24 protein-coding genes are annotated in these 19,417 nt (G+C 66.2%); 22 read left to right on the top strand and 2 right to left on the bottom strand.

The features are described from left to right. The first annotated feature begins 8 nt into the window (after positions 1–8). Entirely contained in the window at positions 9–1,058 is a 1,050-nt protein-coding gene (locus OPU70_RS15610) for a hypothetical protein (protein WP_498558198.1), read from the top strand. Next, positions 1,055–2,155 (top strand): glycosyltransferase, encoded by a 1,101-nt coding sequence (locus OPU70_RS15605; RefSeq protein WP_498558197.1) that lies wholly within the window; start codon positions 1,055–1,057, stop codon positions 2,153–2,155. Before OPU70_RS15610 ends, OPU70_RS15605 begins: the two co-directional genes overlap by 4 nt. Here OPU70_RS15605 and OPU70_RS15600 read toward each other — a convergent pair whose 3' ends face one another. Further along, positions 2,156–3,121, bottom strand: a complete 966-nt coding sequence (locus OPU70_RS15600) for a glycosyltransferase family 4 protein (protein ID WP_042538738.1) — start codon at positions 3,119–3,121, stop codon at positions 2,156–2,158. It abuts the gene before it with no gap. After that, positions 3,118–4,245, bottom strand: a complete 1,128-nt coding sequence (locus OPU70_RS15595) for a glycosyltransferase (RefSeq protein WP_498558196.1) — start codon at positions 4,243–4,245, stop codon at positions 3,118–3,120. The genes OPU70_RS15600 and OPU70_RS15595 overlap by 4 nt, the downstream gene beginning before the upstream one ends. A 166-nt stretch (positions 4,246–4,411) precedes the next feature. Between OPU70_RS15595 and OPU70_RS15590 the strand changes: the two genes are divergently transcribed. The 20 genes from OPU70_RS15590 to rplE all read left to right on the top strand — a co-directional run bounded on the left by OPU70_RS15590 (position 4,412) and on the right by rplE (position 19,394). Further along, on the top strand, positions 4,412–6,502 hold the full coding sequence (locus OPU70_RS15590) for a glycoside hydrolase 5 family protein (RefSeq protein WP_498558195.1): 2,091 nt from the start codon (positions 4,412–4,414) through the stop codon (positions 6,500–6,502). A gap of 73 nt (positions 6,503–6,575) precedes the next feature. Continuing rightward, positions 6,576–8,312, top strand: a complete 1,737-nt coding sequence (locus OPU70_RS15585) for a DUF4012 domain-containing protein (RefSeq protein WP_498558194.1) — start codon at positions 6,576–6,578, stop codon at positions 8,310–8,312. Between the two features lie 145 nt (positions 8,313–8,457). Continuing rightward, complete coding sequence (locus OPU70_RS15580) at positions 8,458–9,891, top strand: sugar transferase (protein ID WP_498558193.1); 1,434 nt, start codon at positions 8,458–8,460, stop codon at positions 9,889–9,891. A 78-nt stretch (positions 9,892–9,969) separates the two neighbouring features. Next, positions 9,970–10,476, top strand: coding sequence for a hypothetical protein (locus OPU70_RS15575; protein ID WP_498558192.1), 507 nt, complete (start codon positions 9,970–9,972; stop codon positions 10,474–10,476). Continuing rightward, entirely contained in the window at positions 10,476–11,495 is a 1,020-nt protein-coding gene (locus OPU70_RS15570) for a M23 family metallopeptidase (protein ID WP_498558191.1), read from the top strand. Before OPU70_RS15575 ends, OPU70_RS15570 begins: the two co-directional genes overlap by 1 nt. Positions 11,496–11,654: 159 nt before the next feature. Continuing rightward, complete coding sequence (locus tag OPU70_RS15565; RefSeq protein WP_056373849.1) at positions 11,655–11,867, top strand: hypothetical protein; 213 nt, start codon at positions 11,655–11,657, stop codon at positions 11,865–11,867. A gap of 861 nt (positions 11,868–12,728) precedes the next feature. Further along, a complete protein-coding gene (rpsJ, locus tag OPU70_RS15560) occupies positions 12,729–13,037 on the top strand; it encodes a 30S ribosomal protein S10 (protein ID WP_005050520.1) in 309 nt (102 codons plus the stop codon). Between the two features lie 8 nt (positions 13,038–13,045). Next, a complete protein-coding gene (rplC, locus tag OPU70_RS15555) occupies positions 13,046–13,705 on the top strand; it encodes a 50S ribosomal protein L3 (protein WP_042538750.1) in 660 nt (219 codons plus the stop codon). A gap of 2 nt (positions 13,706–13,707) precedes the next feature. Next, positions 13,708–14,370, top strand: coding sequence for a 50S ribosomal protein L4 (gene rplD, locus OPU70_RS15550; RefSeq protein ID WP_042538752.1), 663 nt, complete (start codon positions 13,708–13,710; stop codon positions 14,368–14,370). Continuing rightward, positions 14,367–14,690 (top strand): 50S ribosomal protein L23, encoded by a 324-nt coding sequence (rplW, locus tag OPU70_RS15545; RefSeq protein WP_042538754.1) that lies wholly within the window; start codon positions 14,367–14,369, stop codon positions 14,688–14,690. The genes rplD and rplW overlap by 4 nt, the downstream gene beginning before the upstream one ends. Before the next feature lie 20 nt (positions 14,691–14,710). Then, entirely contained in the window at positions 14,711–15,550 is an 840-nt protein-coding gene (gene rplB / locus OPU70_RS15540; RefSeq protein ID WP_042538755.1) for a 50S ribosomal protein L2, read from the top strand. A 12-nt stretch (positions 15,551–15,562) separates the two neighbouring features. Beyond that, positions 15,563–15,844 carry a 30S ribosomal protein S19 gene (gene rpsS / locus OPU70_RS15535; protein WP_017829205.1) on the top strand — a complete coding sequence of 94 codons (282 nt, stop codon included), beginning with the start codon at positions 15,563–15,565 and terminating at the stop codon, positions 15,842–15,844. Positions 15,845–15,869: 25 nt separating this feature from the next. Beyond that, positions 15,870–16,268 carry a 50S ribosomal protein L22 gene (gene rplV / locus OPU70_RS15530; RefSeq protein WP_042538756.1) on the top strand — a complete coding sequence of 133 codons (399 nt, stop codon included), beginning with the start codon at positions 15,870–15,872 and terminating at the stop codon, positions 16,266–16,268. Further along, a complete protein-coding gene (gene rpsC, locus OPU70_RS15525) occupies positions 16,268–17,023 on the top strand; it encodes a 30S ribosomal protein S3 (protein WP_042538759.1) in 756 nt (251 codons plus the stop codon). The genes rplV and rpsC overlap by 1 nt, the downstream gene beginning before the upstream one ends. Continuing rightward, positions 17,023–17,442 (top strand): 50S ribosomal protein L16, encoded by a 420-nt coding sequence (gene rplP, locus OPU70_RS15520; RefSeq protein WP_042538761.1) that lies wholly within the window; start codon positions 17,023–17,025, stop codon positions 17,440–17,442. Before rpsC ends, rplP begins: the two co-directional genes overlap by 1 nt. After that, on the top strand, positions 17,442–17,759 hold the full coding sequence (gene rpmC / locus OPU70_RS15515) for a 50S ribosomal protein L29 (protein ID WP_017829202.1): 318 nt from the start codon (positions 17,442–17,444) through the stop codon (positions 17,757–17,759). The genes rplP and rpmC overlap by 1 nt, the downstream gene beginning before the upstream one ends. Continuing rightward, the gene (gene rpsQ, locus OPU70_RS15510) at positions 17,759–18,076 is read left to right on the top strand and encodes a 30S ribosomal protein S17 (protein ID WP_042538763.1); all 318 of its coding nucleotides are present in this window, start codon (positions 17,759–17,761) and stop codon (positions 18,074–18,076) included. Before rpmC ends, rpsQ begins: the two co-directional genes overlap by 1 nt. Then, the gene (gene rplN / locus OPU70_RS15505; protein WP_042538766.1) at positions 18,073–18,441 is read left to right on the top strand and encodes a 50S ribosomal protein L14; all 369 of its coding nucleotides are present in this window, start codon (positions 18,073–18,075) and stop codon (positions 18,439–18,441) included. Before rpsQ ends, rplN begins: the two co-directional genes overlap by 4 nt. 3 nt (positions 18,442–18,444) lie before the next feature. Further along, positions 18,445–18,804 carry a 50S ribosomal protein L24 gene (rplX, locus tag OPU70_RS15500; RefSeq protein ID WP_042538767.1) on the top strand — a complete coding sequence of 120 codons (360 nt, stop codon included), beginning with the start codon at positions 18,445–18,447 and terminating at the stop codon, positions 18,802–18,804. Then, the gene (gene rplE, locus OPU70_RS15495; RefSeq protein WP_042538772.1) at positions 18,804–19,394 is read left to right on the top strand and encodes a 50S ribosomal protein L5; all 591 of its coding nucleotides are present in this window, start codon (positions 18,804–18,806) and stop codon (positions 19,392–19,394) included. Before rplX ends, rplE begins: the two co-directional genes overlap by 1 nt. Positions 19,395–19,417: the final 23 nt, after the last annotated feature.

Below are 19,417 nucleotides of genomic sequence, written 5' to 3'. Positions count from 1 at the left end.
GAACCTTCGTGTCGCTCACGGGCCCCGCGGGCAACATCGGCGACGCGCTCATCCGCCGTGAGGCGCTCGCATGGGCGGCGGGCACGAGTGACGAGCTGGTCGCCTACACCGGAGATGCCCCCGATGTGTGGCTGAGACAACTGGGTGTGCCTGCCGGGTCCCTCGTGCTGCGGACCAAGAAGTCGGTGCCGCGTTGGCTCCGGCTTCTCGTTCTGGCTCCGCGTCACCCCGTGCTGGTGTTCGAAGCGGGAGAGATCCCGCTCGACCGCGGCAACGGTCTCAGGGAGCTCGTCTTCCTGGCCGAGACTCTGATCGTCCGACTCAAGGGCGGCGTGGTCGTCCGTCCACCGAGGGGGATCCGTGCGCCCTCGTGGCCGGCCCTCGCCATTCATCGCCTGGCGGCTCGCCTCTCGCAGGTGACCCTGTGGCGTGACGAAGCGACGCTGGCGACCGCGCGGTGCGGCAGGCTCGCACCGGACATCGGCTTCTCGGCGGGGACACGCGCCGGGCTCCCCTGGGGCGAGCGCTCCGAATTGCTGGTGAGTCTGCGGGGTGCGCGCCCGCTGCCGGATGCGGAGTGGCTGAGTGCGGTGCGTGAGACCGCCGAGCGAGCAGGCCTCTCGATCCGCACCGTCGTGCAGGTGCGCGAAGACGAGAGCCGAGCGCGTGAGCTCGCGCAGCTGCTCGGCGGCGAGTTCGAGGCCTGGGGTGACACCGATCCCCTCGTGCAGGAGGAGAGCCTCCGGCAACGCTACGAGGCGGCGCAGGTCGTCATCAGCGACCGCATGCACGTGCTCGTGCTCGCCGCTCTGAGCGGGGCGGTTCCCGTCGAACTGGTTCCCGGCCCCACGATGAAGATCACGAAGGCGTTCGCGGCCATCGGGCTGCACGGCGTTTCGGTCGACTCATCCGCGAGCGACCAGACGCGCATGCGCACGGCGCTTCTCCCTGCGCCGGAGCGCGCGGCGGAGGTCTCCGAACGCGTGCGCCTAGCGGCGGAGACGCTCGAGGGCATTCAGCAGCAGATCCGCGACACTGTGCGTCGGGTGCGCGCATGACCGACGCGGCGGCGCGAGCCGCGCCCGCACGCATCCTGTTCCTCTCGCACAGTCATCCGTTCGGCGCTTTCCGGGTCGGCAGCCACCACTACGCCCGTGTGCTCTCCGAACGCGGAGCGGACGTCGTGCATCTGAGCACCCCGATCTCGCTCATCCACCGGTTGACCGGACGTGTCGATCGTCAGCAGCTGGCAGGCGTGCCACGTCGCGCTCGGCGAGACGATGACGGGGTGCTGCAGGTCGTCCCGCGCACGATCCTGCCGGCGCCGGTCGGAGCTCCCCGCGTCGCCCGGATGCTGCAGCACGACGGCATCGCCGGCGGATTCGACGCCGTGCTCATCGATCAGCCGCTGCTGTGGGACGCCTCTGTGCGATCGCTCTCGCATCGTGTGATCTATCGGCCCACCGATCTGTACCCCGATGGGGTGAAACACGCCCTGCAGCGACGCATTCTCGCCGAGGTCGACGGCGTGATCGCCACCTCCGACGAAGTCCTGCGCGGACTCGGCACCCTGGGCACCCCCTCGCTCGTGCTGGGCAACGGCGCTGAGGTCGTCCGCTTCGCACCGCAGGTCGGCGAGGATCGCGCCCGTGCGGCGCGGTGCGTCTACGTCGGTGCGCTCGACGGCCGATTCGACTGGGAGCGCGTCATCGCCTGGGCGCGAGCACGACCAGACGTCGGCTTCGTCATCGCCGGTCCCGACGCCCGCCCGCCGCACACGGTGCCGTCGAACGTCGACATCATCGGGCCCGTTCCTTACGCCGAGATTCCGGCGCTGCTGCACACGGCGCGCGTCGGCCTTCTGCCGCTCTCCGACAGTCCGCTCAATGCCGGCCGCAGCCCGATGAAGCTCTACGAATACCTCGCGGCTGGTCTGGCCGTGGTGGCGCGCGAGACGCCCGGCATCCGCGAATCATCCGATCTCGGCATCGAGGTGTACGACGACGACCGGGGTGCGGATGCCGCGCTGGAACGCGCCTTGGGACACCCGTCGCCGAACCACGCCGGCATGGACGCGGCATCCTCCGCATCGTGGGAGCGCAAGACCGATTCGCTCGAGGACTTCCTCTGGTCGGTCGAGCGACGCAGAACCTAGTCAGCCGAGCAGTCGGGTGATCGTCTCAGAGACGATCCCCGCGGTGCGATTCCAGTCGTAGCCCTCGGGTGGTGCGACCCGTCGCCGGGCGGCCACGGCCTCGGTCAACGCGTGCGCCCACTCCTGCGCATCGCCGGGGGAGGACACCGCGTGACCGCGGTCTCCGACGATCTCCGCGACCGATTCGCACCCTGCCCAGTACACGACAGGGGTGCCGCAGCGGACCGACTCCAGGGCCGGAAGGCCGAACCCCTCGAGCGTCGAGGGCATCACGGTCGCCGCAGCGCCCCGATAGAGATCGGCGAGCCTCTCGTCGTCGACTCCGCTCACCCAGCGCACTCGGGCGTCGACGAGCCGCTGCGTGGCCCTGGTCTCGAGGTCGGCGATCTCGCGCTCGGGAACCACGGCGACGAGGCGCACGTCGCGCGCCGAGACCAGGGCGTCGAGGACCACGTCGAGATTCTTGTGGGCGCGGCCGTTGCCGACGAACAGCACGTAGGGATCGGACTGCTGCAGCGCGCCTGCGCGGGGGTGGAAGGCGTCAGAGCACCCGTTGCCCGCATTGACGATCTCGACATCGTCGTCGTTCACCCACGAACGAAGCGCTCGGGCCGATGTCTCGGAGACGGTGAGCACGGCGCCTGCTCTGCGGACGACGCTTCTGACCGGACCGGAGTAGTAGGCCGCGAACTTCCAGCGGTCGAGCCCCGGGGCGCTCAGCTGGATGAGATCGTGCAGCGTGAGCAGCTGCTTTCGAGCACGGAGGAGCGCACCGTAGCCGGGCGAGTAGACGAGAGCGCCGGGAGCGGCGGCGGCACCCACGGAGCGGAACGCGTCGACCGCGGAGAACGGGGTGCCACCGAGATGCAGGGGTGCCCAGGGCAGAGACAGCCGGGGGAGGACCTCCGCGGCATAGCGGCCGATGCCGTGCGTGCCGCGATACCGGTCGTCGACGAGAACGGTCACGCGCTCCTCGTCTCCGGCTGGCGTGCGCCGTCGACAGACTCCGCCACCCACTCCCTGATGCGATCGGCGAACACGGCTTCGGAGAACTTCTCCGCCTGCGTTCGGCAGGCTTCGGGTGAGACGCCGGCGGCCACCTCGACCGCACGGCGCAGCTCGTCGGTCGACCAGTGCTCGACGAACGCGCCGGTGCTGCCGTCGACGATCGTCTCGCCCGTCCCACCCACGGCGGGGGCGATCACCGGTCGGCCCGCTGCCATGGCCTCGACGGGGACGATGCCGAAGTCCTCCACCGCGGGGAAGACGAGGGCGATGCAGCGCTGCAGCAGCGCCCGGTAGAGCTCCGCTCCCGGCGACCGCACGAAGAAGACCCGACCGGGTGCGCGCTCCTCGGCGAACGAGCGCAGACGTGCCTCGTCCGGTCCCGCACCCGCGAGAACGACGGGCACGTCGGCGGCGATGCCGGCCTCGATCACGAGATCAAGGCGCTTGTAGGGAATGAACCGGGAGAAGCCGAGGAGGAATGTCTCAGGCAGGAGCGCAAGGGCGGCCTCATCGCGTTCGTCCGGTTCCGGTGCACGGAGGAAAGCCGTCACATCGACGGGAGGGTGGATCACCGTGCTCTCGCGATGCCACGCCTGGGCGATGCGCTTCTGCACGAACACGCTGTTCGCGGCGATCGCGACCGGTTCCTGAGCACGCCTGCGATCGAGCCCCTTCAGCATGTTCGCGGCGGCCCTCGCGGCGAACGTGTCGCCGCGCACATCGAGCTCGGGGTTCCAGATGTAGCGCGCCGGGGTGTGGGCGTAGACGAGCTTCGGGGCGCCGCGCCCGGAGCCCGCGAATCTCGCATGGTGTGCGAAGAGATGCGAGCTCGTGAGGATCCAGTCCGCATCGACGCCCGGAAGAGTCCGCCAGGCGAGCGGCATCAGACCGACGGCTGCGGCCTTGCGTCCGCGCAGCGGTGTGCGGGCCAGCCATGTCTCGCCATCGACGACGAAGCGGCCTTCGCTTTCATTCCACAGGCAATAGCGGGCTGCGTCCGGGAAGACCCGGCTCAGTGCCTCGAAGACGTTCTCGGAGCCGCCTCTCGGAGAGAGCCATTCGTGCACCAGCACACCGCTCACAGTGCCGACCTCGCACCACAGGGCACGCGGGCGCGCAGTGTCGGCTGGGCCTCGGCAAGCATGCGTCGAGTCTAGGGAAGTTCTCGGCGGGTGAGCCCCGGACGGCTGTCAGCTTCGTCCCGAGTGCGACCCGATACATTGGAGACGAACATTCGGGGGAAAGGACATGATGGCTCTGCGCGCGACGAAGAAGACGATCATCATCGCGAGCGCGGTCACCGTGCTCCTTGTCGGCGGCGGTGCCGCGGCTGCGATGGTGATCTCCGGACAGCAGGCGCAGCCTCGCACGGAGGCATCGCGGTCGCCTGAGGCTACTCCCGAGCCTGTCGCGACCGAGCCGCCGGCCGTGGTTCCGGTGACGAACGTCGCACGCGCATCGATCGATGCATGGACGCTCGCGGATCGCGGAGTGGTCGGCACGGTTCTTCCCGAAGTCGGAGACGCCGCGGAGGGCGCTGTGTCCCTGCGGGTGGATGCTCCGGCCGACGATGCGGACATCATCGCCGCGTCTGCTCCGGTCGCGCTCGCTCCGGACACGGAGTACACGCTCAGCGTCTCGGTGCGAGTGCTCGCAGAGGAGAAGACCGAGACGGGCGTTCGCTTGACCGCCGCGGGCCAGACCTTCACTCTTCCCGAGCTGGACGCGGACTGGGAGACGATCGAGTTCCCGTTCACATCGGCGGCCGATCAGGCCGCCGCATCCACGTTCGATGTCGTGCTCTCCGGCGCGGTGCGCGGGTTCGGGATCGATGACGTGTCGATCACCGCGGCCGGCGGCGACAACCTCGTGCCCAACGGATCGTTCGAAGCCGTGCAGACTCCGGCGGGCATCGTCAACGACTCTCTCATCATGACGGACGAATCCGCACTGCTCGCCGTCTCCCTCGCTGAGGGGCCCGCGCAGTGGAGCGCCACATCGACGGCCGGCGGTGAGCCGATCACCGGTGAGTTCGGGTCCGCAGGGCCTCTGTCGGCCCTGCCGTTGACCGGCGTGTCTCAGGGACACTACGCCGTCACTGTCAATGACTCCTCAGGGCGGCAGATCCAGACGGATGTCGCCGTGATCGACGCCGACGGCTTCTCCGTGAGCCAGGACGGACGCTTCGGGGTGGGATCCCACGTCGAGAAGGACCCCTTCATCGGCACAGGTTCTCTGGCGGCCGCGATCGGCTTCGCCGAGGTGCGCAACGACATCTCGTGGGAGCGGAACGAGAAGGTCGCCGGCCAGTACGTGTGGGACCAGAACTATGTGCGCGAGTTCGAGCGCATGCACGCGAACGACGTGAAGCTGCTGGGCCTCGTCGTCTACGGCAACAGGCTCTACGGTGCCAGGAAGGCACCAGGAAACGAGGAGGCGATCCAGGCGTATGGCGCTTATGCGAAGGCCGTCGCCGACCGGTTCGACCTCGTCGGGCTCGAAGTCCTGAACGAGTTCAACCATCGTGAGAACGACACGGCCTGCGGGCCGGCGCCCGCCTGCTACGTGCCGATCGCGCAGTCCGTCCGAGACCACGTCAGCACGGCCTATCCTGATCTCCCCATCGTCACGGGCTCCACAGCCCTCTATGACAGCGAATGGTTCTCCGGGTTCTGGCAGGCCGGCGGCATGGCCGTGACCGACGCGGCGAGCTACCACCCCTACGAGTCGTGGATCAACCGCGACGCCGATCTGATCGCCGGGACCGTGCAGCAGTCCTACGCAGACATGCAGGAGTTCGCGGGCGAGACGCGCCCGGTGTGGGTCACCGAGATGGGATTCCCCACGCACTACGACGGGGTCTCCCTGCTCGAGCAGGGGCAGATGATGGTGCGCAATCAGGCCCTGGCCTTCGCGAACGGAGTCGAGAAGTACTTCTGGTACGACCTCGTCAATGACACTCCCGACCCTGCGGCGGGCGAAGCGAACTTCGGGCTCTACGAGAACGCGCCCAGAGCCGATGTGGTGGCTCTGGCGCCGAAGCCCGGAGCCTTCGCCCAGGCGCTGATGATCACGCAGTTGCGAGACAAGGCGTTCGTCTCAGACGAATCGGACGACACGACCACGGTCGAGGTGTTCGGATCAGGAGACGACGAGACCCGCATCGCGTGGGCGAAGCAAGGAGAAGTGCAGCGCACCTTCGCAACGGATGTCCCGCTGACGGTCACAGACATGTCCGGGCAGACGCAGTCAGTGGTTCCCGAGGACGGCGAGGTCACGTTGACCCTCGGCGCGTCGCCTGTGTTCATCTCTTCGGAGTCGGAGTCGGAGTCCAAGTGAGTGCGATCCAAGCGGCCCCAGGCGCCGCAAGTACAATTCATCAGATCCGCACAGCACGAGAGGTAAGTCCTTCATGAGCGCAGAGCGTCAGGATGCGAAGGGCATCGACAACCAGGGATCGGGACGTCAGCATCGGCGGCGCCGCATCTGGACCGTTGTCATCCTGGTCGTCATCGCGTTCCTCGTCGCCGTGTGCTGGGTAGGGCTGCGTGCGATCACGGTGAAGAACGGCCTCGTCGAGAGTCAGGATCTCATCGCGGAGATCCAGAGCGGCGGCGACGTCAAGGATGTTCTTCCTGAACTGTCCGAAAGCGCCGCCAGCGCGGGTGCCGCGGCATCCGACCCCGTCTGGTGGGTCATGGAGTGGATCCCGGTCGTTGGCGACAACCTCAAGGGAGTGCGCCTTGCGGCGCAGTCGCTCGATGCACTCGTCAACGATGTCGCGCTGCCGGTGATGGGCGATGAGAACTCCACCGGATCGATAACGAAGCGTCTTCTCGATGCCACCGATGATCAGGCGCAGCACGTCACTGAACTCGCTGACGGGCTGGAGTCCGTTTCGAAGTCTCCCTTCCTCGTCTCCGTCGTGCGCGAGGGCGTGGATCAGGTCGAAGAGGTGATGTCGGCGGCCGCTCCCATGATCGGCGTCCTTCCGGAAATGCTCGGAGGTGACGGCGAGCGCAACTACCTGCTCGTCTTCCAGAACAACGCCGAGACGCTTGCCCTCGGAGGGAGCGCTGCCGCACAGACTCTCGTGAAGGTCGATGAGGGGGCGATCGCGATAGGTGCGCAGGGCGACAGCGGCAATTATCAGAACGGCGTCGCCGTCGACGTCGATGTGCCTCCGAGTGCCATCGAGCTCTACACGAGCTACCTCGTCGACCACATCAACACGAGCATGAGCCGCCCCGACTTCCCCACCGCGGCGAAGATCATGCGCGCCTGGTGGCAGCGGGACATCGCCGACGACAAGATCGCCGGCGTGATCTCGATCGACCCTCTCGCACTGTCTCGGATCCTCAAGGCGACAGGGCCGATCGAGCTGGCCTCGGGTGAGGTCCTCTCCGAAGAGAACGCGGTGTCGCTTCTGCTGAGCGAGGTCTACGGTCGCTGGGACTCCTACAAGGAGCCCGAGCTCGTCGACGGATTCTTCGCCGACACGGCAGCCGCCGTGTTCGACAAGATCGCTACCGGGGACTTCGATCTGAAGGACATGCTGTGGGCCATCACGGAGAGCGCGTCCCAGGGCAGCGTGCTCGTTTGGAGCGATGACGAGCAGGTGACCGACGCGATCGAAGGTGCCAAGATCAGCGGAGTGCTTCCCGCTGACAACTCCAACGTGACCACCATGGGCATCTATTTCAACAACAGCAACGGCTCGAAGATCGACTACTTCACGGAGACAGCGACGACGGCAACGGCAGTATGCGAGGCAGGTGCGGCCACGTTCACGGCTACCGCATCGCTCACGTTGCCCCTAACGCAGCGGCAGGCAGAGGCGCTGCCCCGCTACGTGCAGAGCATGACCTTCGGCGCACGGTTCCGCGACTGGATCTTCATCTACGGGCCTCCGGGAACGTCGTTGAGCGATGCGACCTTCAACGGTGATGAGGTCTCGGTCATGCATCGTGACATCGACGATCTCGGGCGGCCGGTCGTCGCTTTCGAGGCCTGGTTCGACCCGGGCGACTCGGTCGATGTCGCAGCGACGTTCGTCGGTGGCGATGGCGACTACGGCCCTCTCGAGGTGAGGACCAACCCGATGGTGCGGGGCGCGAAGCCCGTCGTCACCGACGGCTGCGCCGGTTAGGGACTGTCCCGGCCTCCCGGCAGACCGATATACTTGCTCGCGTTCTGGCGTCAGTACAGCCGAGGGGGTGAGAGTCGTCGTCGTTCAACTTGAGCACGGTGGCTTCAGCGCCCCGCGTGAGTCGACGAGCACCGCCCAGGTTCGCGTGAAGAAGACGCGGCGTGCAGCGTGGACCCGGCTCTACGCGAGCCGTCTCTTCTACAACGACGTCGTGGTCGTGCTGGTCACGCTGATCGTCGCCGCGATCATCGTGCTTCCCGGGCTGTTGACCGGCGTCTCCTGGCCCGGCGGGCCCCGAGTGTCCTACCTGGTGGTGCTCGCGGTGATAGGCATCCTCTGGTTGATCGCCCTGGACGTGGCGGATTCACGGGACCGCCACACCGTGGGACACGGAGCGGATGAGTACCGCCGCATCGTCAACGCATCGGTCGGGGTGTTCGCGGTCACCGTCGCCGTCGCCTTCTTCCTCGGCATGGAGCTCTCGCGCGCGCTCGTCGCCGTCGTCTTCCCCCTCGGGCTGGTGCTGCTCCTGCTGTCGCGGTGGATGTGCCGACAGTGGCTGCGCGGACGGCAGAAGACGGGGCAGTACCTGCACAGGGCGGTCGTGATCGGCGAGCCGTCGAAGGTCGCCCTCGTGGGGCGCGAGATCCGGCGGGCGAAGAGCAGCGGGTACGAGATCCTCGGGGTGATCACCGAGAGCACCTCCGCTGCCGACATCTCGGGCTTCGAGGTGCTCGGCGACATCGCCAACGTCGAGAGGGTGCTCGATGAGGTGCGCTTCGACGCGCTGATCATCGTCGGATCTGACGATCTCGACCCTCTGACGATGCGCCGCCTCGGGTACTCCGTCTCCGACCGAGACATTCAACTCATCATGGCCCCCGTGCTGACGGATATCGCGGGGCCTCGCATGCATGCGACACCTGTCGCCGGTCTGCCGCTTGTGCACGTCGACTTTCCTCGCATGGAAGGCGCCAAGCGCTTCCTCAAGCGGGCCTTCGACATCGTCGGGTCCTCGCTGCTGCTCGTCGTCATGTCGCCGGTCTTCCTCATCGCCGCCATCGCGATCCGCGTCGACGGGCCGGGTGGCATCTTCTTCCGTCAGGAGCGGATCGGACGCGGCGGGCAGACCTTCGGCATGCTGAAGTTCCGATCGATGGTCGCCGACGCCGACGACCAGCTCGCGACTCTCCTCGATCTGCAGGGCGACGCCGGCACGCCGCTGTTCAAGATCAACGACGACCCGCGCATCACCAGGGTCGGGCGCTTCTTCCGCAGGCACTCCATCGACGAGCTGCCCCAACTGGTCAACGTGTTTCTCGGGCACATGAGTCTCGTGGGTCCGCGACCCCAGCGCGCCACGGAAGTCGCGCTCTACGACGACTTCGCGCATCGACGCCTGCTCGTCAAGCCCGGCATGAGCGGGCTGTGGCAGGTCAGCGGACGCTCCTCGCTTTCGTGGGAGGAGACCATCCGTCTCGACCTCTACTACGTCGAGAACTGGTCGCTCATGCAGGACCTCATCATCCTGTTCCGCACCGTCCGCACGGTGGTCGCCCCCGGTGCGACTGCGCACTGAGTACGGGCCGCGAAGATTCCCGGCGACTGTCCGCGTCGCATCCACGGCTGAGGCCCAGCGCTGGGTACATTCAAAATCATGAGATCCCCCCTTGCTCGGTGTGTCGCCGCGAGTGCTCTGGCTGTCGTCCTCATCGGTGGTGCCTCGGGCTGCGCTGCGCTGCCGAGCACGTCGAGCCCGGTGCCGACATCGACGGCTTCGGCTCCTGACCCCACCCCTTCGGTTGCAGAACCCACCACCGAGCCCTCGGCCACCCCGGAGTCCACGCAGGCTCCGGCTGACGACTTCGGCGGGTTCGCAAGCGAGGAGCTGGCGCAGATCTGCATCGACGCGACGCTCTCGGCGTTCCCTGCCGACGTCGCCTTCACCATCGAGGACACCCGCATCGAGCAGAGGCTGGTCTCGCCCGAGTGGCTCGTGCTGGTTCCGGCTCAGGCCTCTGGGCTCGAGGCGCAGGCCCAGTGCACGATTGGTGGTTCGCCCTCGGCGCCTGAGCTCGGCATGTCGTCGGCGTCGCTCGAGCCGCTCCCGGAGGAGCAGATCGAGAACCTGATCCGCGGCGAGAACGAAGGCGGCGATCGCTAGTGTGTGACGCGGCTGACGCTGAGCTCTCGGGCAGCCCCACGCCGAAGCCCATCTTCTCCCGGCGCGTGATGCTGGTGGCTGCGGGCACGGCGCTCGGTGCGTCGGCCATCGGGTGGGATCTGTTCTCCCCGGGCCTCAGCGCGACTGCGGCGGGGACCTACCTCCGACCATGTGGCGACGTGCGCATCTCGAGCTCCTGGCAGGGGCACAAGAACCGCAATCCGCCGTCGGGCGAGCCGGGCACCGACTATGCGGTCATCACCGGCACGCAGATCCGGGCGGCCGCCAACGGCGTGATCGTGGATCGGAAGGATTCCACGACGACCGCGACCGGACGCTACCTGGCGCTGCGGGCAGACGACGGCAACTACATCCGCTATCTGCATCTGCAGTCGAGCACTGTCCCGTTGGGGGCGCGCGTAGCCCGCGGACAGGTGATCGCGTACTCGGGCGCGTCCGGTTTCGGCAGCGACACTGGCTACGGCCCCCATGTCCACGTCTCGCTCTGGATCGGCGGAACGCCGCTCCAGCTGGGATTCACCAACTCGGTCGACTTCGAGAACTACGTCGAGGTCGATCCTTATCAGCCACCACCGGAGGACCCAGTGCCCCTTCACAAGTCCACGAAGTACACATGGAACACCGCAGTGCCGGATGGTGTGTGGGCCAAGATCCCAGTAGCCCCGGACTCCAGTTGGTTGGCTGAGAGCAGTGCGACTGTTAAGGAGACAGGCGATCTCACTCTTTACCTCACTGCGACAGGGGTGACGAAGGGCTTCCAGATTCGGGTCCTGGCACAGAGTCTAAGTTCGAGCGGCGCAGTCGTGAGCACATCACCGCAACCCATTGTCGAGGTCTCCGCAACCGCGCACACCGCTGCGAATTCGCTCACGTACGGGGAGTACTCGCTGCCCTACTTCCTGTCTGGGCCCCTCCGCCTCTACGCACAGATTCGCGCTCTCAATCCGGGTATCAGGGTGCAGCAGGTCGTCTTCAAGAAGAACTACTGGCAGTCGTAGCTCCGACGTCCTCCGTTCGGACGCCGGCGTCGGGGCCACCGCGGCAGGTGGCGTCGGATGACGTTCCGGTCCGAAATACTTCCACCGGAAACCCGTTGCGTGCAGAATGAACGTGCGTCGGGGACCCGGCGCATCAGAACGGATACAAGGGGGCCCGCAATGGGTATCGATGAGACCGTCAACAAGGGCAGAGATCTGTACGAGCAGAACAAGGACAAGATCGCCGAGGCAGTGAAGAGCGAGCAGGCCGAGGACATCAGCGACAAGGTCCTCGACGGCGTCGCCGACTTCGCCAAGAAGATCGCGCCCGGGGCCGCCGACAAGATCGACGAGATCCGCGACACCGCCGACAAGGCCGTCGGCAACGAATAGGACTCTCGACTGAGACCGAGAGCGGCGACTCCTCCATCGGGGGAGTCGCCGCTCTTCTGCATCCGGCACCAAGTATTCCGCCCGGCGGTATCGCGTTTCACGACAGCGTCCCCTTAGAATGGATGACGATCGCCTGGGGAACTTGCGATCAGGGATGTCGAAGGGGTTCGACCTCCCGCACTCACGCGGTTCGCCGCGTCAAACTGGGGATAACGATTTTGGGGATCATCGTGCGACGCGCGCACTCTGTGCGCTCAGACGTCATCCCGCCCGCGCGGCGGTCGCTTCGCCGCGCCCTCGGTCGAGGATCCCGGCGTCCCTTCACGCCGGGCTCCTCGCGTTCGGTGTGCCCCCTCGCACTGAACGCCCTCCCCAAGCGGGGCGAGGCATGGGGATGCCTCGCCCCGCTCTCACCGCCTTTCTGACGATCGATCGGGGCATCGCGGGCACGTCGATCCGACCCCGGACGGACGAGTCCAGCGGATGCACAGCGAACGCGACACGCCCGGGTTTGCGCAAGTGAAATCGGCCGTGGCAGAATAGACAGGTTCGACATTCCGGCGCGCTCAGCGTGGCCGGATCACCATCACGACAGTGCATAGGCGGCGCAGGCGCGCAGGGACCTAGGCCGCGGGTGGCAGAACGATCCCGACATCTTCATCACGAGGGCTTCGCCGTGCGCGGCGGAGGTCGGACACCCGCTCGCTGCGAGGCGTGCGGGATGACAGCAGAACAGTGGTGCAGCAGATCGACTCGCGAGAGCCGTCTGAGTGCCGAGGCGCGAACAGCGCCGACGTGCGTCCAATGCCCCTGGGTCACCCGGCCCAGGTCGGTAAGACGCTTAAAGAGAGAGAGCAGACAATGGCGGGACAGAAGATCCGCATTCGCCTGAAGTCGTATGACCACGAGGTCATCGATACGTCCGCACGCAAGATCGTCGACACAGTGACCCGCGCGGGCGCAACGGTCGTCGGCCCCGTGCCCCTGCCGACCGAGAAGAACGTCGTGTGCGTCATCCGGTCGCCCCACAAGTACAAGGACAGCCGCGAGCACTTCGAGATGCGCACCCACAAGCGTCTGATCGACATCATCGACCCGACGCCCAAGGCTGTCGACTCGCTGATGCGTCTCGACCTGCCTGCCGATGTCAACATCGAGATCAAGCTCTGAGGTCGGACATGGTTGATATCAACTCCAAGATTTCCAAGGGCATGCTGGGCACCAAGCTCGGTATGACCCAGGTCTGGAACGAGAGCGGCAAGCTCGTTCCCGTCACCGTCATCGAGCTCGCCTCGAACGTGGTCACGCAGATCCGTACCCCCGAGAAGGACGGCTACAACGCCGTTCAGATCGCCTACGGCCAGATCGACCCGCGCAAGGTGAACAAGCCGCTGACCGCCCACTTCGAGGCCGCCGGCGTCACGCCGCGTCGTCACGTCACCGAGATCCGCACCGCGGATGCCGGCGACTACACGCCGGGCCAGGAGCTCACGGTCGACGGCACCTTCGAAGCAGGCCAGCTCGTCGACGTCGTCGGCACGAGCAAGGGCAAGGGCTTCGCCGGTGTCATGAAGCGTCACAACTTCAAGGGCGTCTCGGCTTCGCACGGTTCGCACCGCAACCACCGCAAGCCCGGCTCCATCGGCGCATCGTCGACCCCGAGCCGCGTCTTCAAGGGCATGCGCATGGCCGGCCGTATGGGTGGCGAGCGCGTGACCGTCCTCAACCTCACGGTGCACGCCATCGACATCGAGAAGGGTCTGCTGCTCGTCAAGGGCGCTGTCCCCGGTGCTCGTGGCCGTATCGTCTACGTCCGCAACGCAGTGAAGGGTGCCTGATCATGGCTGACTCCACTCTCGCGCTTGACGTCCTCAACGCAGACGGCAAGAAGGCTGGCTCGATCGAGCTTCCCGCCGCGCTGTTCGACGCCAAGACGAACATCCCGCTCATCCACCAGGTCGTCGTCGCGCAGCTCGCGGCGGCTCGCCAGGGAACCCACTCGACCAAGCGTCGCGGTGAGGTCTCGGGTGCCGGCCGCAAGCCCTTCAAGCAGAAGGGCACGGGTAACGCCCGTCAGGGCTCGATCCGCGCGCCGCACATGACCGGCGGTGGAATCGTGCACGGCCCCAAGCCGCGCGACTACTCGCAGCGCACGCCCAAGAAGATGATCGCGGCCGCCCTCCTGGGTGCGCTCAGCGACCGCTTCCGCGGCGACCGCATCCACGCCATCGAGACCTTCGGCATCAACGGCACGCCTTCGACCAAGACCGCGGTGAACTTCCTCACCAACGTCGTCTCGTCGAAGAACGTGCTCGTCGTGATCGAGCGCAACGACGACGTGACGCTGAAGAGCATCCGCAACCTGTCGAACCTGCACGTGCTGACGTTCGACCAGCTCAACGCCTACGACGTGCTCGTCTCCGACGACATCGTCTTCACCCAGGCCGCGCTCGAGGGCTTCATCGCCTCCAAGTCCGGCGCCAACCAGGAGGTCTCCGCATGAGCGAGCAGGCAGCTGTTCTCCAGACGGCCCTGAACAAGGACCCGCGCGACATCATCCTGAAGCCGGTCGTGTCCGAGAAGAGCTACGGTCTCATCGACGAGGGTAAGTACACCTTCCTCGTGGACCCGCGCGCTTCGAAGACCGAGATCAAGCTCGCCATCGAGAAGATCTTCGGCGTCAAGGTCGCTGGGGTCAACACCCTCAACCGCGTCGGCAAGGCTCGTCGCACCCGCTTCGGCGCAGGCAAGCGCAAGGACACCAAGCGTGCCATCGTGACCCTGAAGTCGGGCACCATCGACATCTTCACGGCAATCGGCTGATCCGGGGGATAAGGACAATAATGGCTATTCGCAAGTACAAGCCCACGACCCCGGGCCGTCGCGGCTCGTCGGTGGCTGACTTCGCCGAGATCACCCGATCGACGCCGGAGAAGTCGCTGCTGCGCCCGCTCTCGAAGACCGGTGGTCGCAACAACCAGGGCCGCATCACGACCCGTCACATCGGTGGTGGCCACAAGCGCCAGTACCGCGTCATCGACTTCCGTCGCAATGACAAGGACGGCGTGGACGCCCGTGTCGCTCACATCGAGTACGACCCCAACCGCACGGCTCGCATCGCGCTGCTGCACTACTTCGACGGCGAGAAGCGCTACATCCTCGCGCCGGCGAAGCTGAAGCAGGGCGACGTCATCGAGTCGGGCGCTGGTGCCGACATCAAGCCGGGCAACAACCTCCCGCTGAAGAACATCCCGACGGGTACCGTCATCCACGCGATCGAGCTCCGTCCTGGTGGCGGCGCGAAGATGGCACGTTCGGCCGGTGCATCCGTCCGTCTCGTCGCCAAGGATGGCAACTTCGCCCAGCTGCGTCTGCCCTCGGGCGAGATCCGCAACGTCGACTCGCGCTGCCGCGCGACCATCGGCGAGGTCGGCAACGCCGAGCAGTCGAACATCAACTGGGGCAAGGCCGGCCGCATGCGCTGGAAGGGCGTCCGCCCGACCGTCCGTGGTGTCGCGATGAACCCGGTCGACCACCCGCACGGTGGTGGTGAGGGCAAGACGTCCGGTGGACGTCACCCCGTCTCCCCGTGGGGCCAGGCTGAGGGTCGCACCCGTCACGCCAACAAGGAAAGCGACAAGTACATCGTGCGTCGTCGTAACGCCGGCAAGAAGCGTAAGTAGGAGTAAGAGAAGATGCCTCGCAGTCTTAAGAAGGGCCCCTTCGTCGACGATCACCTGCTTCGCAAGGTGGTCGTGCAGAACGAAGCCGGCACCAAGAACGTCATCAAGACCTGGTCTCGCCGGTCCATGATCATCCCGGCCATGCTGGGTCACACGATCGCGGTCCACGACGGTCGCAAGCACATTCCTGTGTTTGTCTCCGAGACCATGGTCGGCCACAAACTGGGCGAGTTTGCGCCCACCCGCACCTTCCGCGGCCACGAGAAGGACGACAAGAAGGGCCGCCGCCGCTGACGCGGTGGCGATAGAGGAGAGAGAAATGGTGGAGTCCATCGCACGCGTGCGACACATCCGCGTGACCCCTCAGAAGGCTCGTCGTGTCGTCGCGCTCATCAAGGGCAAGCAGGCCCAGGAGGCTCTGGCGATCCTGAAGTTCGCACAGCAGAGCGCCAGTGAGCCGATCTACAAGCTTGTCGCGTCGGCCATGGCCAACGCGCAGGTCAAGGCGGATCGTGACGGCGAGTACCTCGACGAGCAGGACCTGTACGTGGCTAACGCCTACGTAGACGAGGGCACGACGCTCAAGCGTTTCCGCCCCCGTGCACAGGGTCGCGCTTTCCAGATCAAGAAGCGCACGAGCCACATCACGGTCGTGCTCTCGACGCCTGAGGCGGCCCCGGCCGCTGCAAGCGACAGCAACAAGAAGGCGAGCAAGTAATGGGACAGAAAGTAAACCCGTACGGCTTCCGCCTCGGCATCACCACGGACCACGTGTCGCGTTGGTTCTCGGACTCGACGAAGCCGGGTCAGCGTTACGCCGACTACGTCGCCGAGGACATCAAGATCCGCAACCTGCTGAAGACGCAGCTCGACCGCGCCGGTGTCTCGAACATCGAGATCGAGCGCACCCGTGACCGCGTCCGCGTCGACATCCACACCGCCCGTCCGGGCATCGTGATCGGTCGTCGTGGCGCCGAGGCCGAGCGCATCCGCGGCGACCTCGAGAAGCTCTCGGGCAAGCAGATCCAGCTGAACATCCTCGAGGTCAAGAACCCCGAGGCTGACGCTCAGCTCGTCGCACAGGGCATCGCCGAGCAGCTCTCTGCTCGCGTGGCGTTCCGTCGTGCGATGCGCAAGGGCCTCCAGGGCGCTCAGCGCGCTGGCGCCAAGGGCATCCGCATCCAGGTCTCCGGCCGCCTCGGCGGCGCCGAGATGAGCCGCTCGGAGTTCTACCGCGAGGGTCGTGTGCCGCTGCACACGCTGCGCGCGAACATCGACTACGGCTTCTACGAGGCGAAGACCACCTTCGGCCGCATCGGCGTGAAGGTCTGGATCTACAAGGGTGACCTGACCAACAAGGAGCTTGCTCGCGAGCAGGCCAACGCACCGAAGTCCCGTCGTGACGACCGTGGTGGCGACCGCCGCCGCGCGCCGCGCAACGAGGCCCCTGTCGCAGAAGGAGCGTCTGCCTGATGCTTATTCCCCGCAAGGTCAAGTTCCGTAAGCAGCACCACCCCGGTCGCAGCGGCCAGGCGACTGGTGGCACGAAGGTCTCCTTCGGCGACTACGGGATCCAGGCGCTCACGCCTGCCTACGTGACGAACCGTCAGATCGAGTCCGCTCGTATCGCGGTCACGCGTCACATCAAGCGTGGCGGCAAGGTGTGGATCAACATCTACCCCGACCGTCCCCTCACGAAGAAGCCTGCCGAGACCCGCATGGGTTCCGGTAAGGGTTCCCCCGAGTGGTGGGTCGCCAACGTCAAGCCGGGTCGCGTCCTCTTCGAGGTCTCAGGCGTGAGCGAAGAACTCGCTCGCGAGGCACTGACCCGTGCCATTCACAAGCTGCCTCTCAAGGCACGCATCATCAAGCGCGAGGAGGGCGACGCGTAATGGCGATCGGCACCAAGGAGCTCGCTCCGGCAGAGCTCGACACGTTCGAAGACCAGCGCCTCGTTGAGGAGCTGCGTAAGGCCAAGGAGGAGCTGTTCAACCTCCGTTTCCAGTCGGCCACCGGCCAGCTGGAGAGCCACGGCCGCATCCGCGCCGTCAAGCGCGACATCGCGCGTCTCTACACCGTGATCCGCGAACGTGAGCTGGGCATCCGTGCGACGCCCGCTCCCGTCGAGGCTCCGGCCAAGAAGGCGACCAAGTCGAAGGCGAAGAAGGCGGACTCCGCCGACGACGCCGTGAAGGAAGAGGCTGAGTGATGGCCACCAAGAAGGAAGCTGCCGTCGAGGCTGAGCACGCAGCACACGATGTTCGCGATGCGGATGCCCGTGGGTACCGCAAGTCGCGTCGTGGCTACGTCATCAGCGACAAGATGGACAAGACCATCGTGGTCGAGGTCGAGGACCGCGTGAAGCACCCGCTTTACGGCAAGGTCATCCGCCGCACCTCGAAGGTCAAGGCGCACGATGAGGCGAACTCCGCCGGCATCGGCGACCTCGTCCTGATCAACGAGACCCGCCCGCTCAGCGCCACGAAGCGCTGGCGTCTGGTTGAGATTCTGGAGAAGGCCAAGTGATCCAGCAGGAATCCCGCCTCAAGGTCGCCGACAACACCGGCGCGAAGGAACTGCTCACCATCCGTGTGCTCGGCGGCTCGCGCCGTCGTTACGCCGGTCTCGGTGACACGATCATCGCGACCGTCAAGGACGCGATCCCGGGCGGCAACGTCAAGAAGGGCGATGTGGTCAAGGCCGTCATCGTCCGTACGGTCAAGTCCACGCGTCGTCCCGACGGCTCGTACATCAAGTTCGACGAGAACGCCGCCGTGATCCTGAAGAACGACGGGGAGCCCCGCGGCACCCGTATCTTCGGACCGGTCGGTCGCGAGCTTCGTGACAAGAAGTTCATGAAGATCGTCTCGCTGGCGCCGGAGGTTATTTAAGTCATGGCGAAGATCAAGAAGGGTGACCTGGTTCAGGTCATCACCGGAGCGACGCAGGAGCGTGGCGGAGATCGCGGCAAGCAGGGCAAGGTCCTCGAGATCCTGGCCGACAAGAACCGCATCATCGTCGAAGGCGTGAACTACGTCACCAAGCACACGCGCGTCGGTCAGACGCAGCGTGGCACCAAGACGGGCGGCCTCGAGACTGTCGAGGCCTCCATCCACATCTCGAACGTCGCACTCGTCGACCCCTCGACCAAGAAGCCGACCAAGGTCGGCCACCGGGTCGAGGAGCAGACCAAGGACGGCGTCAAGCGCACCGTTCGTGTGCGGTACGCGAAGAAGTCAGGTAAGGACCTCTGATGGCAACCACCGACGCTGCGGTGGCTGGCAAGATCCAGCCCCGCCTGAAGGCGAAGTACAAGGCCGAGATCCAGCAGAAGCTGCAGGATGAGTTCGGCTACACCAACGTGATGCAGATCCCCGGTCTGGTCAAGGTCGTCGTGAACACCGGTGTCGGTGAAGCGGCCCGCGACAGCAAGGTGATCGACGGCGCGATCGACGATCTCACCAAGATCACCGGTCAGAAGCCGCTCGTCACGAAGGCTCGCAAGTCGATCGCGCAGTTCAAGCTGCGCGAGGGCCAGGCCATCGGCGCACACGTCACCCTCCGCGGTGACCGTGCGTGGGAGTTCCTGGACCGTCTCGTCTCGCTCGCTCTGCCCCGCATCCGCGACTTCCGCGGTCTGTCGGGCAAGCAGTTCGACGGGAACGGCAACTACACCTTCGGTCTCCAGGAGCAGAGCGTGTTCCACGAGATCGATCAGGACAAGATCGACCGGGTTCGCGGTTTCGACATCACTGTCGTCACCACCGCGAAGACGGACGACGAAGGTCGCGCGCTTCTGCGTCACCTCGGCTTCCCCTTCCGTACGGAAGACGCCAAGGCGTAAGCGGTTTCGGGGGGGGGGGGGGG

The sequence above is a fragment of the Microbacterium sp. SWDP-B6 genome, assembly GCF_059803615.1.
The sequence above is the reverse complement of the archived record's forward strand: the minus strand, read 5'-3'. Positions and strand labels throughout refer to the sequence as shown.